This window comes from Serratia sp. BNK-17, from assembly GCF_048684935.1.
Classification (GTDB): domain Bacteria; phylum Pseudomonadota; class Gammaproteobacteria; order Enterobacterales; family Enterobacteriaceae; genus Serratia; species Serratia nematodiphila.
The window spans coordinates 711,748-733,701 of the sequence record NZ_JBLQTR010000001.1 but is presented as its reverse complement, the minus strand read 5'-3'; the positions used below and the strand labels follow the sequence as shown (position 1 = coordinate 733,701).

General features: G+C 60.5%; 20 protein-coding genes and 1 tRNA gene. 12 read left to right on the top strand and 9 right to left on the bottom strand.

The features are described from left to right. The first annotated feature begins 136 nt into the window (after window positions 1-136). On the top strand, window positions 137-931 hold the full coding sequence (locus ACMGF7_RS03650) for an endonuclease/exonuclease/phosphatase family protein (RefSeq protein WP_025160092.1): 795 nt from the start codon (window positions 137-139) through the stop codon (window positions 929-931). A 52-nt stretch (window positions 932-983) separates the two neighbouring features. Here ACMGF7_RS03650 and mltD read toward each other — a convergent pair whose 3' ends face one another. Both mltD and gloB read right to left on the bottom strand, forming a co-directional pair. Next, window positions 984-2,366 (bottom strand): murein transglycosylase D, encoded by a 1,383-nt coding sequence (gene mltD, locus ACMGF7_RS03645; RefSeq protein ID WP_004930188.1) that lies wholly within the window; start codon window positions 2,364-2,366, stop codon window positions 984-986. A gap of 71 nt (window positions 2,367-2,437) precedes the next feature. Continuing rightward, window positions 2,438-3,193: a hydroxyacylglutathione hydrolase gene (gene gloB / locus ACMGF7_RS03640; RefSeq protein ID WP_015376716.1), complete on the bottom strand. Its 756-nt coding sequence runs from the start codon at window positions 3,191-3,193 to the stop codon at window positions 2,438-2,440. A 44-nt stretch (window positions 3,194-3,237) separates the two neighbouring features. Between gloB and ACMGF7_RS03635 the strand changes: the two genes are divergently transcribed. Further along, window positions 3,238-3,957 carry a class I SAM-dependent methyltransferase gene (locus ACMGF7_RS03635; RefSeq protein WP_004930191.1) on the top strand — a complete coding sequence of 240 codons (720 nt, stop codon included), beginning with the start codon at window positions 3,238-3,240 and terminating at the stop codon, window positions 3,955-3,957. On the opposite strand, the gene rnhA is transcribed toward ACMGF7_RS03635, so the two are convergent. After that, window positions 3,954-4,421 (bottom strand): ribonuclease HI, encoded by a 468-nt coding sequence (gene rnhA, locus ACMGF7_RS03630; RefSeq protein ID WP_004930193.1) that lies wholly within the window; start codon window positions 4,419-4,421, stop codon window positions 3,954-3,956. The genes ACMGF7_RS03635 and rnhA overlap by 4 nt on opposite strands. 72 nt (window positions 4,422-4,493) lie before the next feature. Between rnhA and dnaQ the strand changes: the two genes are divergently transcribed. Both dnaQ and ACMGF7_RS03620 read left to right on the top strand, forming a co-directional pair. Beyond that, window positions 4,494-5,237 (top strand): DNA polymerase III subunit epsilon, encoded by a 744-nt coding sequence (dnaQ, locus tag ACMGF7_RS03625; protein ID WP_004930195.1) that lies wholly within the window; start codon window positions 4,494-4,496, stop codon window positions 5,235-5,237. Window positions 5,238-5,381: 144 nt separating this feature from the next. Beyond that, a tRNA-Asp gene (locus ACMGF7_RS03620) sits at window positions 5,382-5,458 on the top strand. Between the two features lie 105 nt (window positions 5,459-5,563). Here the strand turns inward: ACMGF7_RS03620 and ACMGF7_RS03615 are convergent. Further along, complete coding sequence (locus ACMGF7_RS03615) at window positions 5,564-7,804, bottom strand: TonB-dependent siderophore receptor (protein WP_049241342.1); 2,241 nt, start codon at window positions 7,802-7,804, stop codon at window positions 5,564-5,566. Window positions 7,805-8,038: 234 nt separating this feature from the next. Between ACMGF7_RS03615 and ACMGF7_RS03610 the strand changes: the two genes are divergently transcribed. The 4 genes from ACMGF7_RS03610 to hpxK all read left to right on the top strand — a co-directional run bounded on the left by ACMGF7_RS03610 (window position 8,039) and on the right by hpxK (window position 12,587). Beyond that, window positions 8,039-8,917: a siderophore-interacting protein gene (locus ACMGF7_RS03610; RefSeq protein WP_049241344.1), complete on the top strand. Its 879-nt coding sequence runs from the start codon at window positions 8,039-8,041 to the stop codon at window positions 8,915-8,917. 136 nt (window positions 8,918-9,053) lie between these two features. Then, window positions 9,054-9,893, top strand: coding sequence for a MurR/RpiR family transcriptional regulator (locus tag ACMGF7_RS03605; RefSeq protein ID WP_088381257.1), 840 nt, complete (start codon window positions 9,054-9,056; stop codon window positions 9,891-9,893). Window positions 9,894-10,101: 208 nt separating this feature from the next. After that, window positions 10,102-11,346: a pyridoxal-phosphate-dependent aminotransferase family protein gene (locus tag ACMGF7_RS03600; protein ID WP_015376720.1), complete on the top strand. Its 1,245-nt coding sequence runs from the start codon at window positions 10,102-10,104 to the stop codon at window positions 11,344-11,346. Then, a complete protein-coding gene (gene hpxK / locus ACMGF7_RS03595; RefSeq protein WP_197842949.1) occupies window positions 11,343-12,587 on the top strand; it encodes an allantoate amidohydrolase in 1,245 nt (414 codons plus the stop codon). The genes ACMGF7_RS03600 and hpxK overlap by 4 nt, the downstream gene beginning before the upstream one ends. Here the strand turns inward: hpxK and ACMGF7_RS03590 are convergent, their stop codons facing one another. Beyond that, window positions 12,588-13,361 carry an amidohydrolase gene (locus tag ACMGF7_RS03590; protein ID WP_197842948.1) on the bottom strand — a complete coding sequence of 258 codons (774 nt, stop codon included), beginning with the start codon at window positions 13,359-13,361 and terminating at the stop codon, window positions 12,588-12,590. After that, window positions 13,349-14,509 (bottom strand): pyridoxal phosphate-dependent aminotransferase, encoded by a 1,161-nt coding sequence (locus tag ACMGF7_RS03585; RefSeq protein ID WP_171403020.1) that lies wholly within the window; start codon window positions 14,507-14,509, stop codon window positions 13,349-13,351. The genes ACMGF7_RS03590 and ACMGF7_RS03585 overlap by 13 nt, the downstream gene beginning before the upstream one ends. 142 nt (window positions 14,510-14,651) lie before the next feature. On the opposite strand from ACMGF7_RS03585, the gene ACMGF7_RS03580 reads away from it, so the two are divergent. Genes ACMGF7_RS03580 through ACMGF7_RS03570 form a run of 3 tightly spaced genes read left to right on the top strand, consistent with a single transcriptional unit; the run spans window position 14,652 to window position 16,491 of the window. Next, window positions 14,652-15,266, top strand: a complete 615-nt coding sequence (locus ACMGF7_RS03580) for a methylthioribulose 1-phosphate dehydratase (RefSeq protein WP_075685772.1) — start codon at window positions 14,652-14,654, stop codon at window positions 15,264-15,266. Then, complete coding sequence (gene mtnC / locus ACMGF7_RS03575) at window positions 15,263-15,952, top strand: acireductone synthase (protein WP_197800770.1); 690 nt, start codon at window positions 15,263-15,265, stop codon at window positions 15,950-15,952. The genes ACMGF7_RS03580 and mtnC overlap by 4 nt, the downstream gene beginning before the upstream one ends. Next, window positions 15,949-16,491: a 1,2-dihydroxy-3-keto-5-methylthiopentene dioxygenase gene (locus ACMGF7_RS03570; protein ID WP_049241352.1), complete on the top strand. Its 543-nt coding sequence runs from the start codon at window positions 15,949-15,951 to the stop codon at window positions 16,489-16,491. Before mtnC ends, ACMGF7_RS03570 begins: the two co-directional genes overlap by 4 nt. Window positions 16,492-16,508: 17 nt before the next feature. Here ACMGF7_RS03570 and mtnA read toward each other — a convergent pair whose 3' ends face one another. Next, on the bottom strand, window positions 16,509-17,537 hold the full coding sequence (gene mtnA / locus ACMGF7_RS03565) for an S-methyl-5-thioribose-1-phosphate isomerase (protein ID WP_197800769.1): 1,029 nt from the start codon (window positions 17,535-17,537) through the stop codon (window positions 16,509-16,511). Window positions 17,538-17,683: 146 nt separating this feature from the next. On the opposite strand from mtnA, the gene mtnK reads away from it, so the two are divergent. Continuing rightward, on the top strand, window positions 17,684-18,883 hold the full coding sequence (gene mtnK, locus ACMGF7_RS03560; RefSeq protein WP_075685768.1) for an S-methyl-5-thioribose kinase: 1,200 nt from the start codon (window positions 17,684-17,686) through the stop codon (window positions 18,881-18,883). 73 nt (window positions 18,884-18,956) lie between these two features. On the opposite strand, the gene ACMGF7_RS03555 is transcribed toward mtnK, so the two are convergent. Together ACMGF7_RS03555 and fadE are read right to left on the bottom strand one after the other, a co-directional pair. Continuing rightward, the gene (locus ACMGF7_RS03555; RefSeq protein ID WP_004930217.1) at window positions 18,957-19,109 is read right to left on the bottom strand and encodes a Hok/Gef family protein; all 153 of its coding nucleotides are present in this window, start codon (window positions 19,107-19,109) and stop codon (window positions 18,957-18,959) included. A 284-nt stretch (window positions 19,110-19,393) separates the two neighbouring features. Next, window positions 19,394-21,850 carry an acyl-CoA dehydrogenase FadE gene (gene fadE / locus ACMGF7_RS03550; RefSeq protein ID WP_049241357.1) on the bottom strand — a complete coding sequence of 819 codons (2,457 nt, stop codon included), beginning with the start codon at window positions 21,848-21,850 and terminating at the stop codon, window positions 19,394-19,396. Window positions 21,851-21,954 lie beyond the last annotated feature (104 nt).

The following is a 21,954-nucleotide window of genomic DNA, read 5'->3' as shown; positions in this document are numbered from 1 at the left end:
CTGCAGGCGGCCCCTATAACTGAAAAGGTGATGCCCGCAAAAGCCATGCCCTCTATGCAGGGTAGGCGTATAATCAATTCATCGTTGGCGAGTGTTCATCGCCAGTTTTCATGTTAATGGGTAATAGGCGAATCGCGTGCCGAAACGAACTTATGCAATGAGGTATGTTGCAGGTCAGCCAGTTGAGCGAATCTTTCCTGGCGCCGTTAACCAGCCGTTGCCGCCAGGGGCGGCGCTGCCGACGACCGGCGCCTTGCGCGTTATGGTGTGGAATATTTTCAAACAGCAGCGAGCCGACTGGCTTTCGGTGCTGAAAAACCATGGCAAAGACGCGCAGCTGGTATTGTTGCAAGAGGCGCAAACCACGCCAGAGTTGGTGAGCTACGCTACCGCCAACTATCTGGCGGCCGATCAGGTGCCGGCCTTTGTGCTACCGCAGCACCCTTCCGGCGTGATGACGCTGGCGGCCGCTCATCCTGTTTACTGTTGCCCGCTGCGCGAGCGAGAGCCGCTGCTGCGGCTGTCCAAGTCGGCCCTGATCACCGTTTATCCGCTGTACAACGGCGAGCTGTTGATGGTGGTGAACATCCATGCGGTGAACTTTAGCCTGGGCGTCGACGTCTACAGCAAGCAGTTGGGGCCGATAGGCGAACAGATCGCCAGTCACCGGGGGCCGGTGATTATGGCGGGGGATTTCAACGCCTGGAGCCGCAAGCGCATCAATGCGCTGTATGACTTTGCCGGAGAGATGGCGCTGCGCGAGGTGAGTTTCACCGACGACCATCGCCGCAAGGCCTTCGGGCGTCCACTGGATTTCGTATTTTACCGCAATCTGGGGGTGGTGGAGGCGTCGGTGCTGGTGACCAGCGCGTCGGATCACAACCCGCTGTTGGTGGAGTTTCATCCGGAGAAAGACTCGCCGGTATGGTGAATCGCAGCTAATAAAAAAGCACCCCGAAGGGTGCTTTTTTTGTGCCGAACATTTAAGTATCCGGCGTTAACTTGTTGCCGACAAACAGGGTCAGCTTCAGACCTGGCTGCAGGTTGCCTTTGGCGAGCGTTGAATTCCAACGCATCACGTCGTTAATATCGACGCCGTGACGACGTGCGATACTGGCGAGCGAATCACCTTTACGAACCTGGTAGGTGATACTGCTGTTACTGCCAGTATTGCTGGCCACTTGCAGGGTTTGCCCAACTTTTATGGCGCTCTTGGCGCGTAAGTTGTTCCAACTCTGCAAATCGCTGGTCTTAACGTTCAGCCGCTTGGCAATGCCCGATAAGGTGTCGCCGGAGCGCACTTTATACGAACTGCCACCGGTCAAACCGCTGTTCTTCGCCAACTGCGTCGTTGGCTGAGTCACGGCGATCTGGCCATCGGCCAGCGAGTCTTTCAGTTGCTCGGCATGTCCTTTGGGAACCATGATGTAATGGGGCCCGTTGGGTGCCGTAACACCTTTTTTGTAGCCTGGGTTATACGCTTTCATCTTGGTGACTGAAAGCCCTGCCATCTCAGCCGCCTGAGTCAGCTGGATCTGCTGTCCGACATCGATACGCGCAAGCGCACGGGTTTCATCCGTTTTCGGGAGTTTAACGCCGTACTTCTTGCTGTTCTTGATGATGTCGCTCAGCGCCAGCATTTTCGGGACATAGATTGACGTTTCACGCGGAAGCGACAATGCCCAGAAATTGGTTGGCTTACCCTGGCGTTTGTTTGCCTTCACCGCTTGCATCACGCGGCCTTCACCACTGTTATAGGCGGCTACGGTCAGTAACCAGTCGCCGTTAAACATGCGGTTCAAGCGCTGCATCATGTTAAGCGCAGCGGTTGTCGAGGCGACGACATCGCGTCGGCCGTCATACCACTGATTGTTTTTCAAACCATAATTGCGACCCGTTTGCGGCACGATTTGCCATAGCCCTGCGGCGTTGGCACTTGACGTGGCGTGTGGGTCAAAAGCGCTCTCCACTATGGGTAGCAGTACCAGTTCCATCGGCATATTACGTTTCTTAATCTGCCCGACTATCCAGTACATGTACGGCTCTGCCCGTAATGTTACATCGTGGAGATAGCTCTTACTTTTTAAGTACTTTCTTTTCTGATCACGGATCCGGGAATTTTCCGGAACCTCCATCTTCAGCTCGTCGCTAATGAAGTTCCACAGGTCCTGTTGCGCGGCGGGACTGTTGTTATCCAACCACCGCGCCGAGCTCGCTCGGCCATTTGCTGTGTACTCTCCTGCTTCACCATCTTGACCAGCCGAAGACAAACTCTGTGCATGCTGTTCTGGCGCCGGTGCGTCCTGCCTGGACGACTGGCAACCCACTAGCAAGACTGAGGCGAGAAATATCGCTTTAGCCTTCATGTGTGTGTCAATGTAGTTGCTTAAAAGACGAGCAATAATACTTTGCTTCGCCAAATAACACAACTAAAAGCTTAGAAGTTATCTTTCCGCAGGCGTAATTCGGAAAAAACTGAATGAAGGCTTTTCGGTGGTGAATTAAAGCCTAATTTCTTTTGTAAATCAGTATCATGGCAACGTAAAAACAGGTTAATTTTGCGCTCTAATTGCAATGTAGTCGGCACGCTGGCTTGGCCTTTTGCCCTTAACGCTTCAACATGTTGTTGATATGTTTCAATCTCTCGATCTTCCGGCAAAATAGCCCGCGCAAACTTAAGATTTGAAAGAGTATATTCATGCGCGCAGCAAATTAAGGTGTTATCGGGAAGTTGCGCGAGTTGTTGAAATGAGTCGTACATTTGTTTGGCGGTGCCTTCAAACAGCCTGCCGCAGCCGGCGGAGAAAATGGTGTCGCCGCAGAACAGATAAGGGGCACTATAGAATGCCACATGGCCCAGCGTATGGCCGGGAACGGCGATAGTCCTGTATTGGCGGCCATCGATATCAAAGGTGTCGCCGTCATGGACGATGTGGTTGGCGCCTTTGTCCGCGGTTTCCTGCGGCCCATAGACGGCCAGGCCGGGGTACTGCGCGACAATCTGCGCCACGCCGCCGACGTGATCGTGATGATGGTGAGTCAGCAGGATCGCCGCCGGCGCCAGCTGCAGGCGCTGCAACGCTTCAAGTACCGGCTGCGCTTCACCCGGATCGACGATAATGCAGCGCCCCTGTCGGTCATCCAATAACCAAATGTAATTGTCCTGGAAGGCGGGAATGCTGATAAGATTCATGGTGTACCTCTCGTTGGCAACGGCTTGAAAGAAGATAATAAATCATGAAACCAGCCCATACTCTACAAAAGCTCACCGGCCCGCAGTCCTGGGCTGAGCTGCCGTGGGGGGAGTACTATCGTGAAGCGCTCGAGCGGCAGTTGCAACCCTGGTGGCCCAAGCTGTTCGGTTTCCATCTGCTGAAGATGGGCATGCTCAGCGCCGAGCTGGCCACGGATAAATGTGCAATCTCCCATCAGGTTAACGTAGGGCTGGAGGGGGAAGGGCTGCAGGTGGTCGCCGATGCTTATCAACTGCCGTTTGCCGCCAAGTCGGTAGATGCCTGCCTGTTGGCGCATACGCTGTCCTATGCGGACGATCCGCACCGCATGCTGCGTGAGGTGGACAGGGTGTTGATCGACGACGGCTGGTTGGTCATCAGCAGTTTCAATCCGTTCAGCCTGCTGGGGTTGGGCAAGCTGGCGCCCGGGTTGCGTCGTCGCCAGCCCTATGTCAGCCGCATGTTTACCCAGATGCGGCTGCTGGATTGGCTCAGTCTGCTGAATTACGAGGTGTTGCACCAGGCGCGTTTTCACGTACTGCCGTGGCACCGCAAGGGCGGCAAATTTTTATGCACCCATTTGCCGGCGCTGGGCTGCATGAGCGTGATTGTGGCGCGTAAGCGCACCTTGCCGCTGACGCCCACGCCGATGAAACTGGGGGCGAGAAAGCCGTCTCTCAGCCGCGCGGTGGGCGCGACCAAGAGCTATCGCAAGCTGCCTTAGGCTTCCGGTTGGTAACCGACGTCTTCCTGCGTCGGTTTACCGGCCGCTTCACGCGCCAGCACGTCACAACGTTCGTTCTCCGGATGGCCGGCGTGGCCCTTGACCCATTCCCACTTCACCTCGTGGCGCTGAATGGCCTGATCCAGCCGCTGCCACAGATCGACATTTTTGACCGGTTTTTTGTCGGCGGTTTTCCAACCGCGTTTCTTCCAGTTATGGATCCAGCTGGTGATGCCCTGGCGCACGTACTGGCTGTCGGTGCTGAGCGTCACGGCGCAGGGCACGGTCAGCGCTTCCAGCGCCACGATCGCCGCCATCATTTCCATGCGGTTATTGGTGGTCAGACGGAATCCTTCGCTGAAGGTTTTTTCCGTCTGCTTATAGCGCAGTATCGCGCCGTAGCCACCGGGGCCGGGGTTGCCAAGGCAGGAGCCGTCGGTGAAAATTTCTACCTGTTTGAGCATCTCTGGTAGACTCTTCCTATCAGTTTTATAAAAGCCAAGTCTGACATAAACGAGCGCTGTGAGCACTGCAATATGATCTCTACAACCACCAGACAGATTGTCCTCGATACCGAAACCACCGGTATGAACAAGCTTGGGGTGCACTACGAAGGGCACCGCATCATCGAAATCGGTGCGGTGGAGGTGATTAACCGCCGCCTGACCGGGCGCAACTTCCACGTATACATCAAGCCGGATCGGCTGGTGGATCCGGAAGCCTACGGCGTACACGGCATCAGCGACGACTTCCTGGCCGACAAGCCGACCTTCGATCAGGTTGCCGAGGAATTCCTCGACTTTATCCGCGGCGGCGAGCTGGTGATCCATAACGCGGCGTTCGATATCGGCTTTATGGATCACGAATTCCGCATGTTGCAGCAGGGCATCCCGAAGACCGAGACCTTCTGCACCATCACCGACAGCCTGTTGATGGCGCGTCGCCTGTTCCCGGGCAAGCGCAACAACCTCGATGCCTTGTGCAGCCGTTATGAGATAGACAACAGCAAGCGTACGCTGCACGGCGCATTGCTCGATGCCGAGATCCTGGCGGAAGTTTATCTGGCGATGACCGGCGGTCAGACCTCGATAGCGTTCCAGATGGAGGGGGATACCCAGCAAAATGACGCCGCGCAAGAAATACAACGCATTGTCCGCCCGGCGACGGCGATGAAAGTGGTCTACGCCAGCGACGAAGAAGTGAAGGCGCATGAGGCGCGTCTGGATCTGGTGGCGAAGAAGGGCGGTAGCTGCCTGTGGCGCGGGGCGCCGGCGGAATAACGGCGTTTTTGCGTGAAAAAACCTCACTGGATGAATCTTCGTTGAAAAACTGTGCAAACGGTTCATTTGCGGAGAAAAAGGCGTTGACGGAACCGAGAGGCGTCCGTAATATGCGCCTCGTTCCCCCGCAAGAGGGAATGGCGCGGAGCGGTAGTTCAGTTGGTTAGAATACCTGCCTGTCACGCAGGGGGTCGCGGGTTCGAGCCCCGTCCGTTCCGCCACTATTCAGAAGCCCTGAGTTAGCGATAACTCAGGGCTTCGTCGTTTCCGTTCTCTGAAAAACGGCGCGGCCCAATGAACGGGGCCGGCAGACCGGCCCCTTATCCTCAGAATAACACCGAATAGTTCAAGCCGAAGGTGCGTCCGCGGCCTTTATAGCTGTACAGCTCAGGCGATCCGTAGGTCGGGCTGTACAGGATCGGCGCGCGTTGGCCCCAAACGGTGGTGTATTCCTTGTCCAGCAAGTTTTCCACGCTGAAGCTGATTTTCCCTACCGGCAGGGTATAGCTGCCGAGGAAATCGAGGGTGTTGTAGCCATCGATTTTGCGGCCCTGGGTGGAATTGGCCTTGGTGTAATCGCCATCGTCCGACACGTCGAAGGTTTGCTGCGACTGTAAACGCAGATTCCAGTCGCCCGGCGCCCAGCCGACATAAGCGGTGACTTTCGATGGGCTGGCGGTATCGACTACCAGCTTCTTCCATTCGCCGTTGACCTTGGTTTCGGATCGGATAACGTTGAAGTTGGTGCCGGCGCTCCAGTCGCTGTCTTCAAAGAAGTAGTCCACGGCCCCTTCCAGCCCATAGATGCGGCGCTTATCCGCATTGACGTTAATGGTCATGTCGGTTTTGTTGATGGCGATGCTCTTGTCGGACAGCGAGTAGTAGGCGGCGATTTGCGTGCGCAGATTATCGCCGGTATAGCGCCAGCCCAGCTCGTAGGCATTGACCTTGATGCCTTCCAGCTTGGAATCGCCGACGTTAACGCTCTTCAGCAACTGGTAATGTCCGCCGTTCAACGCGTAGGTGCCGTTACCGTAATATTTGCCCGGATCCGGGATCTCAAAGCCCTGAGAGAAGTTGAACCAGGTTTGCTGGCGCTCGGTCAGATGTGCCAGCAGGCCGGCATTGAACAGCGCGTTGTTGTAGTCGGTTTTCCCGCCCGGTATAGCGTCGGCGGACGTCGCGGCGCCGGTGGCGATTGCCTGCTGCTGGTTATAACCGACGAAGTCATCAATCTTGTTTTCGGTGTACTGATAACGCACGCCGCCGCTCAGGGTGAAGATCGGGTTGATGTCGTAGCTGGCCTGCAGGAACGACGCCAGGTTGCTGGTGGTATAGCTCGGGTAGCGGCCGGTGCTGTAAGCGTTCTCCAGCGTCATGCCGCCCGACTGCTGAGCCTTAGCCAGGTTGAAGAACTGCTGGTTGGCGTTGAAGCTTTCATGCTCGGCGTCAATGCCGTAAGTCAGCGTCAGTGCATCGACAGGTTTGCTGTTTAACGTCAGCTTGCCACCGTAGAAATCGGTTTTTTGCTGCGAAGCGCCAATGCTGCTGACGTAATAGTTCGGTGCTTTGCCCGCGAGCGTCGGGAACGGGTAGAAGGTCAACGTTTCGTCGCGGTAGTAGACCTGCGCCACCAGATCCTGGCCGAGGAAATCTGTGTTGGAATATTGCAGGTTGATCAGGTGGCGCTCGGTGCCGGGGATGCGGTCGGAATTTAAGTTACCGCTGTTATATGCCTTGGCGTTGCCGGTCACCGCCGCAAAGTTCTCTCCCAGGAACAGGCCGTGATCGCCGTCGGATTGGCTTTTGTAGTATTGGGTGGTCAGCTGCAGCTGTTGATGATCGTCGATGTTGAGGGTGCCGGTGCCCATCACGTCGAGGCGATCGGAATACTGCAGGCCGGTTTGGGTATTGTCGATCAATACCTCATTGCCTTTGCCGTCATACCAGCCGCCATAGCGCTGGTAAGAAACGGACAGGCGCCCAGAGGCGTTGTCGTTGCCGCCGCTGACCGCCGCCGCCACGTTCTCGTCGTGATCGTTATGGCCGCCAAAGCCGGTTTTACCGCCGACCTGCAACTCGACCTGCTGTTCCTGTTGTCCTTTTTTGGTGACGATATTGATCAGGCCGCCGGTGCTGCCGCCGCCGTACAGCGAGGTCGCGCCGGAAATCACCTCGATATGATCGATATTGAACGGATCGATCGAATCCAACTGGCGGCTGTCGCTGCGCGATGAGTTCAGGCGCACGCCGTCAATCATCACCATCATCGAGCGGCCGCGCATATTCATGCCATAGTTGGTGCGGCCCTGGCCGCTGACGTCCATGCCGGGGATCAGCTGCGCCAACATGTCCTTGATCTCTTTGCCGCCCTGAACCTGCTGTTCGATCTCCTGGCTTTCGATCACCCAGGTGGTTTGCGCCATTTCCGCCGTGCTGCGGTGTGAACGGCTGGCGGAGACCACCATCTGCTCTTCGGCGCCGGCTTTCTGATCTTCTGCCCAAGCCGTCGGCGCAAGCATCGCCAGCAGACAAGGATTCAAAACCCAAAGGTGTTTGCGTTTCATCGTTATTTATTTCCCAGGTGATATTGTTATTGCGTTATTTTTGAGAATGATTCTTTTATCAATAACGTTTCTTGTTATCAATAAAATCATGATATGATTTTTTGCGATACATTAACGTAATTAATTAGTTTTATTAACATTTTACCCGCTGCGCGATCGAGCAACCCACGCCGTCAACACGGCAGCCGATCGGCCATACGTTCAAGCGACAGCCGTTGCCGGAGAAACGAGAACATGTCCGCCAGCTACAGAATTTTTGATATCACCTTGAAAAGCAAAACGCTGATTTCACCTTCGCTGGTGCGCTGCGTGTTTGAAGGTGCGGATATTCATCGGATGAAGTTGGAAGCGCCGGATCAGCGCATCAAACTGCTGTTCCCGGCGGCGGACGGCCAGATCCCGCAGTTGGCCAATAGCCCGGACTGGTATGGCGATTACATGGCGATCCCCAAAGAGCGGCGCCCGGTGATGCGCACTTATACGCTGCGTGCGCTGCGCCGTGAGCAGAATCAGATGGACGTCGAGTTCGTGCTGCATGGCGTGAACGGCCCGGCCTCCGCCTGGGCGACTCATGCCGAGCCGGGTGATGCCATTCAGACCGTCGCCCCCAACGCTGACTTCGACGGCGACAGCGGCGGCTACGAATGGGCGCCGCCGGCGCAGTTGCAGCAGGCGCTGTTGATCGCCGATGAAACGGCCGTGCCGGCGGCGATGGGCATTCTGGAGCAATTGGCGCAGCAGACCAATCCGCCGCGCGTGCAGGCATTCTTCGAAGTGCCGCAGGCGGGGGATTGCCTGGATTTGACCCGCTTCCCGTTCGCCGAGGTTTACTGGCTGCCGCGCGATGTGGGCCGCCAGTTGGCGCATGGCACGTTGTTGGCGGAAGCGGTGCGCCAGCGGGTGGATATTCCCGCTTCGGCGTGCGCGCAAGCGCAGTCTTTGGCGGAAAGCAGCCTGAGCGATGAGGTGTTGTGGGAGCGGGCGGCGGGCGGCAACGCTTTCTATGCCTGGGTGGCGGCCGAGTCTTCGGCGGTGAAAACCCTGCGCCGTTATCTGATCGGCGAACGCGATCTGGACCGCGCTACCGTTAACTTTATGGCCTACTGGTGCTGAATGCGCCGCCCTTTTCCGGCGACGCTGCCGAAGAGGGGCTGGCCGCGGTTATTTCCCATCAACGAATAATCGCTTGCCAGCGGGTAGTTCGGCCGTGCTATGTTCCGCTGAAACAAAGGTTACAGCGAGAACAATAATGCAACGGTTCGACGAACGTCTGCGCCGCGACTACCCACAGCTGACGCCGCAGGAGCAGCGGGTGGCCGACTTCATCTTCGATCACTATGACGATTTGATCGGCTACAACAGCGCCGAGCTGGCGCGCCTGAGCGGCGTTTCCAAAGCCACGGTCAGCCGCTTGTTCAAACGGCTGGGCTACCCCAACTACCGCGCCATGCGCGATGAGCTGCGCACCCTGCGCCAGAGTGGCATGCCGCTGACCGATAGCCGCGATGCGGTGCAGGGCGATACGCTGCTGGCGCGGCACTATAAGCAGGAAATGGCCAATCTCACCCGTTGGGTAAAGCAGATCGATGCCGAACAGTTCAGTGCGACCATCGCCGCGCTGGCGCGGGCGCGCGGCGTGATGCTGTTGGGGCTGCGCAACAGCTATCCGGTGGCGATGCACCTGCGTCAGCAACTGATGCAGGTGCGTGAACAGGTGCTGCTGGCGCCGCAGCCGGGGCAGACGCTGGCGGAAGATCTGGCGGGGCTGACACCGCAGGACATGGCGGTGGTGGTGGCGTTCCGCCGCCGGCCGCGCCAGATAAAGGCGGTGTTGACGCTGTTGCAAAGCCGCGGGGTGCCGACGCTGCTGATCTGCGAACCGCAGGCGCAGGCGCTGTTTTCGTTGGCCAGCTGGCACTTGACCGTGCCGCTCGACAGCGTGTCGGCCTTCGACAGCTATGCCGCCGCCATGAGCCTGGCCAGTTTGCTCAGCAATGCGTTGCTGCATGAGAGGCTGGCGCAGGGGCGACAGCGCATTCATCACGTCGCTGAACTGTTCCAGACGCTGGACGAACTGGAGCTGCGTTAAGCACGGCAGATCATATTCCTTCCTTCCCCCTCCGCCGTTTAAGGCGGATCGGTCACCTCATTGTGTTACTTTGGTTTCATTAATTGATCATAAGAATCTTTTGTTTCAACTGAATCCCTATCGGGAGTAGGCTGTTGGGCAGCAAACAAACGTCATGTCGACGCTGAAGGCATAACTCAATAACTTACTAAGCTGACAGGGAATGAACATGTTGGATATCTCGCAATTCGATCAGATTAACCCGCCGGCGCGCCTGCTGATGGGGCCGGGGCCGATCAACGCCGATCCGCGCGTGCTGCGCGCCATGTCGAGCCAGCTGATCGGCCAGTACGATCCGGCGATGACCGGTTACATGAATCAGGTCATGGCGCTGTATCGCGCGCTGTTCCGCACCGAAAACCGCTGGACGATGCTGGTGGACGGCACCTCGCGCGCCGGCATCGAAGCGCTGCTGGTTTCCGCCATTCGCCCGGGCGATAAGGTGCTGGTGCCGGTATTTGGCCGCTTCGGACATCTGCTGTGCGAGATCGCCCGCCGTTGCCGTGCCGAGGTGCATACGATCGAGGTACCGTGGGGTGAGGTGTTCAGCGCCGATCGCATCGAAGACGCGATTAAGCGGGTGCGTCCGCGCCTGCTGCTGACGGTGCAGGGCGACACGTCCACCACCATGCTGCAGCCGCTGCATGAGCTGGGTGATATCTGCCGCCGCCACGGCGTGCTGTTTTACACCGATGCGACCGCTTCCTTCGGCGGCAACCCGCTGGAGACCGACGCCTGGGGGCTGGATGCGGTCTCTGCTGGGCTGCAGAAGTGCCTGGGCGGCCCCTCCGGCAGTTCACCGGTCACCCTCAGCCCGCAGTTTGAAGAGATCGTGCGCCGCCGTAAATGCGTGGAGCAGGGGATCCGAACCGCCGAGCACGCCGACGGCGACGACGAGATGATCTACTCCAACTATTTCGACATCGGCATGATCATGGATTATTGGGGACCGGAGCGCCTCAATCACCATACCGAAGCCACCAGCATGCTGTTCGCGGCGCGGGAATGTGCGCGGGTGATCCTCGAAGAAGGGCTGGAGCACGCCATCGCCCGCCACCGGCTGCACGGCGCGGCGCTGCTGGCGGGCATCCGGGGCATGGGGCTGGCGGTATTCGGCGATCTTGAACACCGCATGAATAACGTGCTCGGCGTGATGATCCCGCCGCAGGTACATGGCGAACAGGTGCGGCAGATGATGCTGAACGACTTCGCCATCGAGATCGGCACCTCGTTCGGCCCGCTGCAGGGAAAAATCTGGCGCATCGGCACCATGGGCTACAACGCGCGCAAGGATTGCGTGCTGCAAACGCTGGCGGCGCTGGAGGCGGTGTTGAACCGCCTCGGTTTCGCCAGTAGGCAGGGCGAGGCATTGCAGGCCGCCTGGAACGTTTATGATGCGGGACATCATGGATGACGCCGCTGGAGGCGCAGCAGGCCGCCGTACGAGTGATGGCGCGCTGTGACGAGCTGGCGGCGATCAGCGCGGAGCCCGATCGGCTCACGCGCCTTTATCTTTCAGCGGAACATCGGCGCGCCAACCGGCAGGTTGGCGAATGGATGCGCGAGAGCGGCATGGCGGTTTGGCAGGACAGCGTCGGCAATATCTGCGGCCGCTATGAAGGTTTAACGCCCGGCGCCCCCGCGCTGCTGCTCGGTTCGCATCTGGACACGGTGCGTAACGCCGGGCGCTATGACGGCATGCTCGGCGTGCTTACGGCGCTGGAAGTGGTGGCGCGCTATCACCGCCAGGGGCGCCGATTGCCGTTGGCGCTGGAGGTGATCGGTTTTGCGGATGAAGAGGGGGCGCGCTTCGGCGTGACGCTGCTCGGCAGCCGCGGCCTGACCGGCCAGTGGTCTGCAGAGTGGCTGGTGCGTACCGATGCCGACGGCGTTAGCATCGCGCAGGCGATGCGTGACTTCGGGCTGGATCCGGCGGCGATTCTACAGGCGCGCCGTGCGCCACACGACATCCGCGCCTATTTTGAGCTGCATATCGAACAGGGCCCGTGCCTGGAGGCGGCCGACCTGGCGCTGGGGGTGGTGACGGCGATCAACGGCGCGCGTCGGCTTAACTGTGTCTTTAGCGGGGAGGCGGGCCACGCCGGCACGGTGCCGATGGGGCAGCGCAAAGATGCGTTGGCGGCCGCGGCGGAATGGATGATGGCGGTAGAAACCCTGACCTGCGCCGCCGATCCGCACCTGGTGGCCACCGTGGGCTGCATCGAGAGCCTGCCGGGCGCGGTCAACGTGATCCCCGGCGAGGTGCGCTTGACGCTCGACGTGCGCGGCCCGCAGGATGCACCGCTGGCGACGCTATTGACGGCGTTGCTGGCGCAGGCGCAAGCGATCTGCGCGCGGCGCGGAGTGCGCTTCGCCAGCGAGGCGTTTTATCGCATCGACGCCACCGCCTGCGATAGCGATCTGCAGCGCCGCTGGCAGGCGGCCGTCGAGCAGGTACAGGGGCAGAGTTTGGCGCTGCCGAGCGGCGCCGGACACGACGCCATCGCCGTGGCGGCGCACTGGCCGGTCGGCATGCTGTTTGTGCGTTGCGCCGGCGGCGTCAGCCATCATCCGGCCGAAGCGGTGCGGCAGGCGGACGTGGCGCTGGCGATCCAGGCCTATTGCCTGATGATCGCCGGCTGGGAGAGTGTTTGATCAGTCAAGACGCAGAAAGCTGTCGGCGTCGCGCCAGGCCGGGAAGGCGCTGCGGTAACTCTGCAGGCTTTCCAGCGACAGCTCGGCGTCCAGCCGCGCGGCTGCGCCGGGCTCGGCATCCGCCAGGATCTCGCCCTGCGGGCTGATGATCAGGCTGTCTCCGCTGTAGTTCAGGCCGTTGGCATCTTCGCCCACCCGGTTGCAGCCTGCCACATACACCTGATTTTCAATCGCCCGCGCCGCCAGCAGCGTTTGCCAATGGCGGCTGCGCGGCGCCGGCCAGTTGGCGACATACAGCGCCAGATCGTAATCCTGCTGATAGCGCGCCCAGACCGGGAAACGCAGGTCGTAGCAGATCTGCGGCAGGATGCGCCAGCCGCGCCACTCGAAGATTTCACGCCGGTTGCCGGCCTGGTAGTGCAGGTGTTCGCCGGCCATGCGGAACAGATGGCGTTTGTCATAGGCGTGCACCTGGCCGCCCGGCTCCACCAGCAGGAAGCGATTGACCGCCCCCTCGTCAGTTTTCAGCGCCACGCTGCCGCCGATCAACGCGTGGCTTTTCACCGCCCAGCCGTGCAGCCAGTCGATCACCTGCTGTTCGGGCAGGGCGCTCTCGCCGGCATCCATGGCAAAACCGGTGGTGAACATTTCCGGCAAGACGATGAGATCGCGCCCGACGATCGGCGCCAGCAACGCGTCGAAGGCGGCCAGGTTAGCAAGGCCGTCGCGCCAGACCAGCGGTTGCTGCAACAGGGTAATTTTTAAAGTCGACATAACCGCTCCGCAGCTGCATCCAGCGTGGCGTCCTGCTTAGCGAAGCACAGCCGGATCAATTTATGGGGGAAAGGATCGGCACAGAAGACCGACAGCGGAATGGCCGCCACGCCCACGTGCTCGGTTAACCAATGGCAGAACGCCACATCGTCCAGATCGGAGATGGCGCTGTAGTCCGCCAGCAAGAAGTATGTACCGGCGCAGGGTAAAATTTCCAGTCGGCTGCTCGCCAGCGCTTGCACGAAGCGGTCGCGCTTGGCGCGGTAGAATGCCGGCAGCTGTCGCCAGTGCTCCGGCTCGGCGCGCAGGCTATCCGCCAGCGCCAGCTGCGCCGGAGTATTAACCGAAAAGGTCAGGTATTGATGCACCTTGCGCACCTCGGCGCTCAGCGTGGTGGGCGCCACGCAGTAACCCACTTTCCAGCCGGTCATGTGGAAGGTTTTACCGAAGGAGGACACCGCGATCGCCCGTTGGCGCAATTGCGGGTGGGCCAATACGCTGGCGTGCCCGCCTTTGGCGAAGCAGATGTGTTCGTAGACTTCGTCGCTGAGCACGTAGATCTCGCGTTCGGCGATGGCGTGCCACAGCTGCTGCAGGTCTTCCGCCTGCCAGGCGGTGGCGGACGGATTGTGCGGCGTATTGACGATCACCAGGCGGGTGCGCGGCGACAGCGCGGCGGCGAACCGTTGCCAATCCACGGCAAACGCGGGCGGCTGCAGGGCGAGGCGTTTGAGTACGCCGCCGGCCAGCGTCACCGCCGGCGCGTAGCTGTCGTAGCTCGGATCGAAACAGACCACCTCATCGCCGGGGCGAACCAGCGCCGTGATGGCGGCGAACAGCGCTTCGGTAGCGCCGGCGGTGACGGTCACTTCGGCGGTGGCGTCCGGCTGCCAGCCATACAGCTCGGCGGTTTTGTCGGCGATGGCTTCGCGCAGCGCCGCCACGCCGGTCATCGGTGCATACTGGTTGGCGCCCTGGGCGACATGCCAGGCCAGGCGTGCTTTCAGGTAGTCCGGCCCGTCGAAATCGGGGAAGCCCTGCGACAGGTTGATCGCCTGATGTTGCTGCGCCAGCGCGCTCATCTGGGTGAAGATGGTGGTGCCCAGGGCAGGCAGTTTACTTTCGGGAATCAATGCGGAAGTGCTCATAGCAGGTGAATACTCCAGGCGCTTATATTGCCGTCAATATAACACGATGCTAGTATTTGGCAATCAAGACGCTTAGATGGCTAAATGCGAAAAAGTGCTTAGCCTGCCTGCTGACTGCTTTAGCGAACGGGAAACGATAATAATGACGGAGAATCCGCAAATTGCCGCGTTACTGGCGGCCTGCCACTGGATTGGCGACAAAGGCTGGTGTCCGGCGACCGGCGGCAACATGTCGCTGCGCCTCGACGAACGTCAATGCCTGGTTACCGAGTCCGGCAAAGACAAGGGCAGCCTGAGCGCCGCCGATTTTCTGCGGGTGGATATTGCTGACAATCATGTGCCGAGCGGCCGTACGCCGTCGGCGGAAACCGGGCTGCATACGCTGCTCTATCGCTTGTACCCGCACCTTGGCGCGGTGCTGCATACCCATTCCGTCAACGCCACCGTGTTGTCGCGGGTGGAACGCGGCGATGCGTTGGTGCTGCAGGGGTACGAAATGCAAAAGTCGCTCGCCGGCCAGCGCAGCCACCTGGACAGCGTGGCGATCCCCATTTTCGATAACGATCAGGACATTCCCCGGCTGGCGTCGCGCGTGGCGGCCTATGCCGAAGTCACGCCGCTGCAGTACGGTTTTCTGGTGCGCGGCCACGGTCTCTATTGCTGGGGAAGCCAGGTGGCGGAAGCCCGCCGCCATCTCGAAGGGCTGGAATTCCTGTTCCAGTGTGAACTGCAACGTCGCTTGCTGGAGGCGAAATGATCCGCGCTATCGTGACCGATATTGAAGGCACCACCAGCGATATTCGCTTCGTGCATCAGGTGCTGTTTCCCTATGCCCGTGAACGGCTGGCGGATTTTGTTCGCCGTCACGCCACGGAGAGCGAAGTCGCCGCGCCGCTGGCGGCGCTGCGCACTGAAATTGACCAGCCACAGGCGGATCTCGACGCGCTGATCGCCGCGCTGTACCGCTTTATGGATGAAGACCGCAAATCCACCGCGCTCAAGGCGCTGCAGGGCATCATCTGGCGTAGCGGCTATCGCGAAGGGGATTTCCGCGGGCATCTGTACCCGGAGGTCGCGGGGCAGCTGGCCGCCTGGCAGCGTCAGGGGCTGCAGCTTTACGTCTATTCCTCCGGTTCGGTGGAGGCGCAGAAGCTGCTGTTCGGCCACAGCGACGCCGGCGATCTGCAGCCGCTGTTTAGCGGCTATTTCGACACGCACGTCGGCGCCAAGCGTGAAACCGCGTCGTACCGCAACATTGCGCAGGCTATCGGCATCGCGCCCGACGAACTGCTGTTCCTGTCCGATATCCACCAGGAGCTGGACGCGGCGCAGGCCGCCGGCTGGCATACCTGCCAGCTGATCCGCGATGAGGCGGACGCACAAAGCCGGCATCCACAGGTCAGCCGTTTTGATCACATCGATTTAGGGGAGTTTGTCTCATGAGTGGATTGACCATTTTCAGTGATACAGCGTCGCAGCAGCCGCTGTGGCAGAGCCGCGACGCGCAGGAAATCCAGCGCCAGCTGGCGCAGATCGGCGTGCGCTTTGAGCGTTGGCAGGCGGATCGCGAGCTGGGCGACAATCCGCAGCCGGAGGCGGTGATCGCCGCCTACCAGCATGAGATCGACCGGCTGGTGGCGGAAAAGGGCTACCAGAGCTGGGACGTGATCAGCATGCGACCGGACCACGAACAGCGCCAGGCGCTGCGTGAAAAATTCCTGTCCGAACATACGCACGGCGAAGATGAAGTGCGCTTTTTCGTTGAAGGGGCGGGGCTGTTTTGCCTGCATCTGGACGGCAAGATCTTCCAGATCCTGTGCGAAAAGAACGATCTGATCTCAGTGCCGGCCAACACCCGTCACTGGTTCGATATGGGCTCGGCGCCGCACTTTACCGCGATCCGGGTGTTCGACAACCCGGAAGGCTGGGTGGCGCATTTCACCGGCGACAAGATCGCCGATGCCTATCCGCGTCTGGACTGATCGTTAACCGGCGGGCGTTAACCCAGCGTCCGCCGGAAGATCCCCGCTTCAACCTGTTGCGGCGTGATCACGCCGCTGTCGAACACCCACCCGCTGATGAGTTTTGCCGGCGTGACGTCGAACGCCGGATTGTAGACCGGCGCATCGGCCGGCGCCCACTGGCAGGCGCCGAAGCTGCCTGAAACGCCGGTGACTTCGGCCGCCGCGCGTTGCTCGATCGGGATGGCGGCGCCGTCTGGGCAGTGCGGATCGTGGGTGGTATGCGGGGCAGCCACGTAGAATGGAATGTCATGGTAGTGCGCCAGCACCGCCAGGCTGTAAGTGCCAATCTTGTTGGCGACGTCGCCGTTGGCGGCGATGCGATCCGCGCCGACCCACACCGCATCGACCTGGCCCTGCGCCATCAGGCTGGCGGCCATCGAATCGCAGATCAGGCGATAGGGAATGCCCAGCTCGCCCAGTTCCCAGGCGGTCAGACGGCCGCCCTGCAGCAGCGGCCGGGTTTCATCGACCCATACCTGTTGCACCTTGCCCTGCTGGTGGGCGCGCAGCAGCACGCCGATGGCGGTGCCGACGCCGGCGGTGGCCAACCCGCCGGTATTGCAGTGGGTCAGCAGGCGGCTGCCGGGCTTGACCAGACCAGCGCCGCGATCGGCGATGCGATCGCACAGCAGGCGATCTTCCTCCACCAACCGCAGCGCTTCGTTCACCATCGCCGGCGCCCAGTCAGACTCCGCCAGCGCCAGCTTCATGCGATCCAGATTGTTCATCAGGTTAACCGCCGTCGGGCGGGCGGCGCGCAGCGTGTGCAGCGCCTGCTCCAGCTCGGCGCGCGGCAGACCGCGCTCCGCCAGCAGCGCCAACAACAGGCTGGCGGACAGCCCGATCAGCGGTGCGCCGCGCACCCGCAGGCTGTGAATGTGCCCGACCAACTCCTCCACGCTGTCGCAAGCGCGCCACCGCTTTTCCTGCGGCAGGGCTTGCTGATCGAGGATCCAAAGGCGGTTGTCCTGCAGGGTCAAACTGGTGGTGTTAAGCGCTTGCATCGGCGGTTAATTCCTTGTTGCGAGGTTATTGCATCTGAAACGCTATTCTGCCAACATGACTTCCAGATGTATAGACGTCCAAATGCTTTTACGTCTAAATAAACAGAATCGCTGGGGGCAGCGAGAGAGAACAGAGGGGTTGGGGAATGTCGCTTTATCGTACGTTTACGGCTGCCGATGCCGTTGAATACGCCCGCCAATACGGGCAGGTGGCCGATCCGCAGGCGCTGGTCAGCGCCGACGAGATCGGCGACGGCAACCTGAACCTGGTGTTCAAGATCCGCGATCGCGAAGGCGTGAGCCGGGTGATCGTCAAACAGGCGCTGCCCTACGTGCGCTGCGTGGGCGAATCCTGGCCGCTGACGTTGGATCGGGCGCGCATCGAAGCGGAAACGCTGTTGATCCACGGCGGTTTCTGCCCGCGGCATACGGTAAAAGTCTTGCATCACGATCCTGAGTTGGCGGTGATGGTGCAAGAAGATCTCTCCGATCATCGCATCTGGCGCAGCGAACTGGTGCAGGGGAACTATCATCCGCTGGCGGCCGGTCAGCTGGCGGAATACCTGGCGCAGACGCTGTTCCACACCTCCGATTTTTATCAGCCGGCGCAGCAGAAAAAGGCGGAAGTCAGCCGTTTCACCAACCCCGAACTGTGCCAGATCACCGAAGATCTGTTCTTTACCGATCCCTATATCGACCATGAGCGCAATCAGTTCGAGGCGGCGCTGTTGCCGCAGGTACAGGCGCTGCGCGAGGATGCGCCGCTGAAGTTGGCGGTCGCCGGCCTGAAACATCGCTTCCTCAGCAAGGCGGAGGCGCTGTTGCACGGGGATATCCACAGCGGTTCAATTTTCGTGGCGGAAGGGCGATTGAAAGCGATCGACGCTGAATTCGGTTTCTACGGCCCGATCGGTTTCGATGTCGGCACTGCGTTAGGCAATCTGCTGCTCAACTATTGCGGCCAGCCGGGGCTGTTCGGGCCGCGCGACGCCGCCGCCGGGCGCGAGCAGCGGCTGCAGGATGTGCGCGAGCTGTGGCTGATCTTTGCCGATCGTTTCCTGGCGCTGTGCCATCAGCAAAGCCGCGATGCGGCGCTGGCGACGCCGGGTTACGCCGAGCAGTTCCTGCAGCAGGTCTGGAGCGACGCGATAGGATACTGCGGCACCGAACTGATTCGGCGCACCATCGGCCTGGCGCACGTCGCCGATCTGGACAGCATCGCCGACGCTGACATGCGCCTCGACTGCCAGCGTCATGCGCTGGGTTTGGGGCGCACGCTGATCGTCAATGCACCGCAGATCGAGCATATCGACGCGCTGTTGGCGCGCATTCGTCAGCAAGGCTGAAAAGGCGGGTGCTCGTGGATCCAGCCTGACATCATCAGCCAACGGGCGGGGCGAACCCCGCCGTTGGGTTGCCTTACCGTTCGGATTCGTAAGCCAAAGTGGCCGCAACCTCCGAGTCTCCCAACCTGATGCGCAGTTCGCACAGCGAACCGCGGGTTAGCCAGATGAACGCGATCAGCGTCATACAGACGATCACCAGTTTAAGCACGACCCGTTTTTGCTGCATTTTTGACCTCCCTATCCTTGCCTTGCGGCGGGTAAGAGGCTAACCTGATGTTGCTTGGCATCAGAGTGGCCTCGGGTTGATAATATCGACTCGGGGCCTTTCTCTTTCTCTCCTTTGCCAAGGCGCCGGACAGAAAGATCCAGAGCACCCGCGGCGCAGCCTACCCGAACTTCCCTCCCGTAAAATCCGCCGTTGCGCCAACCTGCGGCGCGGTGCGCAGTTTGTCATGAAAGCAAAAGAAAAAGGGGCGATGATGATCGCCCCTTGGATACGTGAAGTGAACCTTAAGCCGCTTCGGTCTGCTGCTGGCGCTTAGATTGCGCCGCCGGCTTTTCCGGCTTGGCGGCCGCCAGCGCGTCCGGCGCGAAGTCGTCTACGTTGATGGAGCGCAGGCGGCTCTCTTCGGCTTTCACCAGGATCTTCGCCTCGTCGGCGCTGATCTTGCCTTCTTCCAGCGCGCGCTCCGCCAAACGATCCAGACGGGTGAACGGCAGGTTTTTGCCGACCGCCTTGCACAGGCGTTCGTGAATCGGCTCGGCGGCCATCACGTCGGCCAGCGCCGCTTCCAGCAGGCCGATTGGGTTATGCTCGCTCGGCGTCAGGTACTGGCCGCGCCCCAGACGGCTGCGGGTGGCGGAAGGCACCTGCAGGATCTTGGCCAGCTGATGATCCAGGCGATCGGACGGTGCGTTATGCACGCGGCCGAACGGGAAGACCACGAAGCGCAGCGCGCCGGCGATAAAGCGGTTCGGGAAGTTGCGCAGCAGATCATCCAGCGCCTGTTCGGCTTTATGCAGGCTGTCTTGCACGCCCCAATGCACCAGCGGCAGATCTTCTTTCTGACGGCCTTCGTCGTCAAAGCGTTTCAGCACGGCGGAAGCCAGGTACATCTGGCTGAGGATATCCCCTAGGCGAGCGGAGATGCGCTCGCGGCGCTTCAGGCTGCCGCCCAGCACGCCCATGGAAACGTCCGACAGCAACGCCAGGTTGGCGCTCAGGCGGTTCAACTGCTGATAGTAACGACGGGTCGCGTCCTTGGTCGGCGTGGCGCTGGTGCGGCCGTTGGTCAGGCCCAGCCAGAAGCTGCGTACCTTGTTGCTGCCGACGTGGCCCAGGTGGCCGAACAGCGATTTATCGAAGGCGTTCAGATCGTTGTTCTGCGCCGCCGCCATTTCATCCAGCACATAAGGATGGCAGCGGATCGCGCCTTGGCCGAAGATCATCATGGTGCGGGTCAGGATGTTCGCGCCTTCCACCGTGATGGCGATCGGTGCGCCCTGATAAGCGCGAGCCAGGAAGTTGGATTCGCCCAGCATGATGCCTTTACCGCCGGCGATGTCCATGGCGTCAACGATCGACTGCTGGCCGCGGTGCGTACAGTGGTATTTGACGATGGCCGACAGCACGGCCGGTTTCTCGCCCTGCACCAGTGCATAGGTGATCAGCGAAGCGGCGGCGTCCATCACATAGGTGTTGCCGGCGATGCGCGCCAACGGCTCTTCGATCCCTTCCATCTTGCCGATGGAGATCTTGAACTGACGGCGAATGTGCGCGTAGGCGCCGGTCGCCAGGGCGATGGATTTCAGGCTGCCGGTGGAGTTGGACGGCAGGGTGATGCCGCGACCGACCGACAGGCATTCAACCAGCATGCGCCAGCCCTGGCCGGCCATTTTCGGCCCGCCGATGATGTAATCGATCGGCACGAACACGTCGGTGCCGCGGGTCGGGCCGTTCTGGAACGGCACGTTCAGCGGGAAGTGGCGGTTGCCGATTTCCACGCCCGGCGTGCTGGTCGGGATCAGCGCACAGGTGATGCCCGGGGATTCGTTGTCGCTCAGCAGGCGGTTAGGGTCATGCAGTTTGAACGCCAGGCCCAGCACGGTGGCGACCGGCGCCAGCGTGATGTAGCGCTTGTTCCAGGTCAGGCGCATGCCCAGCACCTGCTTGCCTTGCCATTCGCCCATGCACACGGTGCCCACGTCCGGGATCGCGCCGGCATCGGAACCCGCTTCCGGGCTGGTCAGCGCGAAGCAAGGGATCTCGTCGCCGCGCGCCAGGCCCGGCAGATAGTGGTTTTTCTGTTCTTCGGTACCGTAATGCTGCAGCAGTTCGCCCGGGCCGAGGGAGTTTGGCACGCCGACGGTGATCGCCAGGATGCCGGAAACGCCGGCCAGTTTTTGCAGCACCATCGCCTGAGCGTAAGGGGAGAATTCCAGGCCGCCGTACTCTTTCTTGATGATCATCGCGAAGAAACGGTGTTCTTTCAGGTATGCCCAGAGTTCAGGCGGCAGATCGGCCAGTTCATGGGTGATCTGGAAGTCGTTGGCCATGCGGCAGGCTTCTTCCACCGGGCCGTCGATAAACGCCTGCTCTTCTTCCGTCAGGCGTGGTTTCGGGTAGCTGTGCAGTTTGTTCCAGTCCGGCGCACCGCGGAACAGATCGCCTTCCCACCAGGTAGTGCCCGCGTCGATCGCTTCCTTCTCGGTGGTGGACATCGGCGGCATCACCTTGCGGAAGGCGCGCAGCGCCGGCGCGGAGAGCAGAGAGCGACGCACAGAGGAAAGGTTCAGCGGCAGCAGCACGATCGCCAGCGGCAGCAACAGCCAGAAGCTCCACAGGCCGATCGCGCCCATGGCGGCAGTGTACGCCACCAGGATCAGGCTGCTGAGGGTAAGGTTCACTCGGTGGTAGAACACCACGCCGAGGAGCGCCAGTAAAACGACAATACTAAGAACCATCATAAGAAGCTCCGAAGTAGTAAGAGGTCTGACCTGTTGTGTGTATGTAATAGGTTTTAGTACAAGGCAGAATTTTTATCAATGCGTTTACAGTTTAATTACAACTC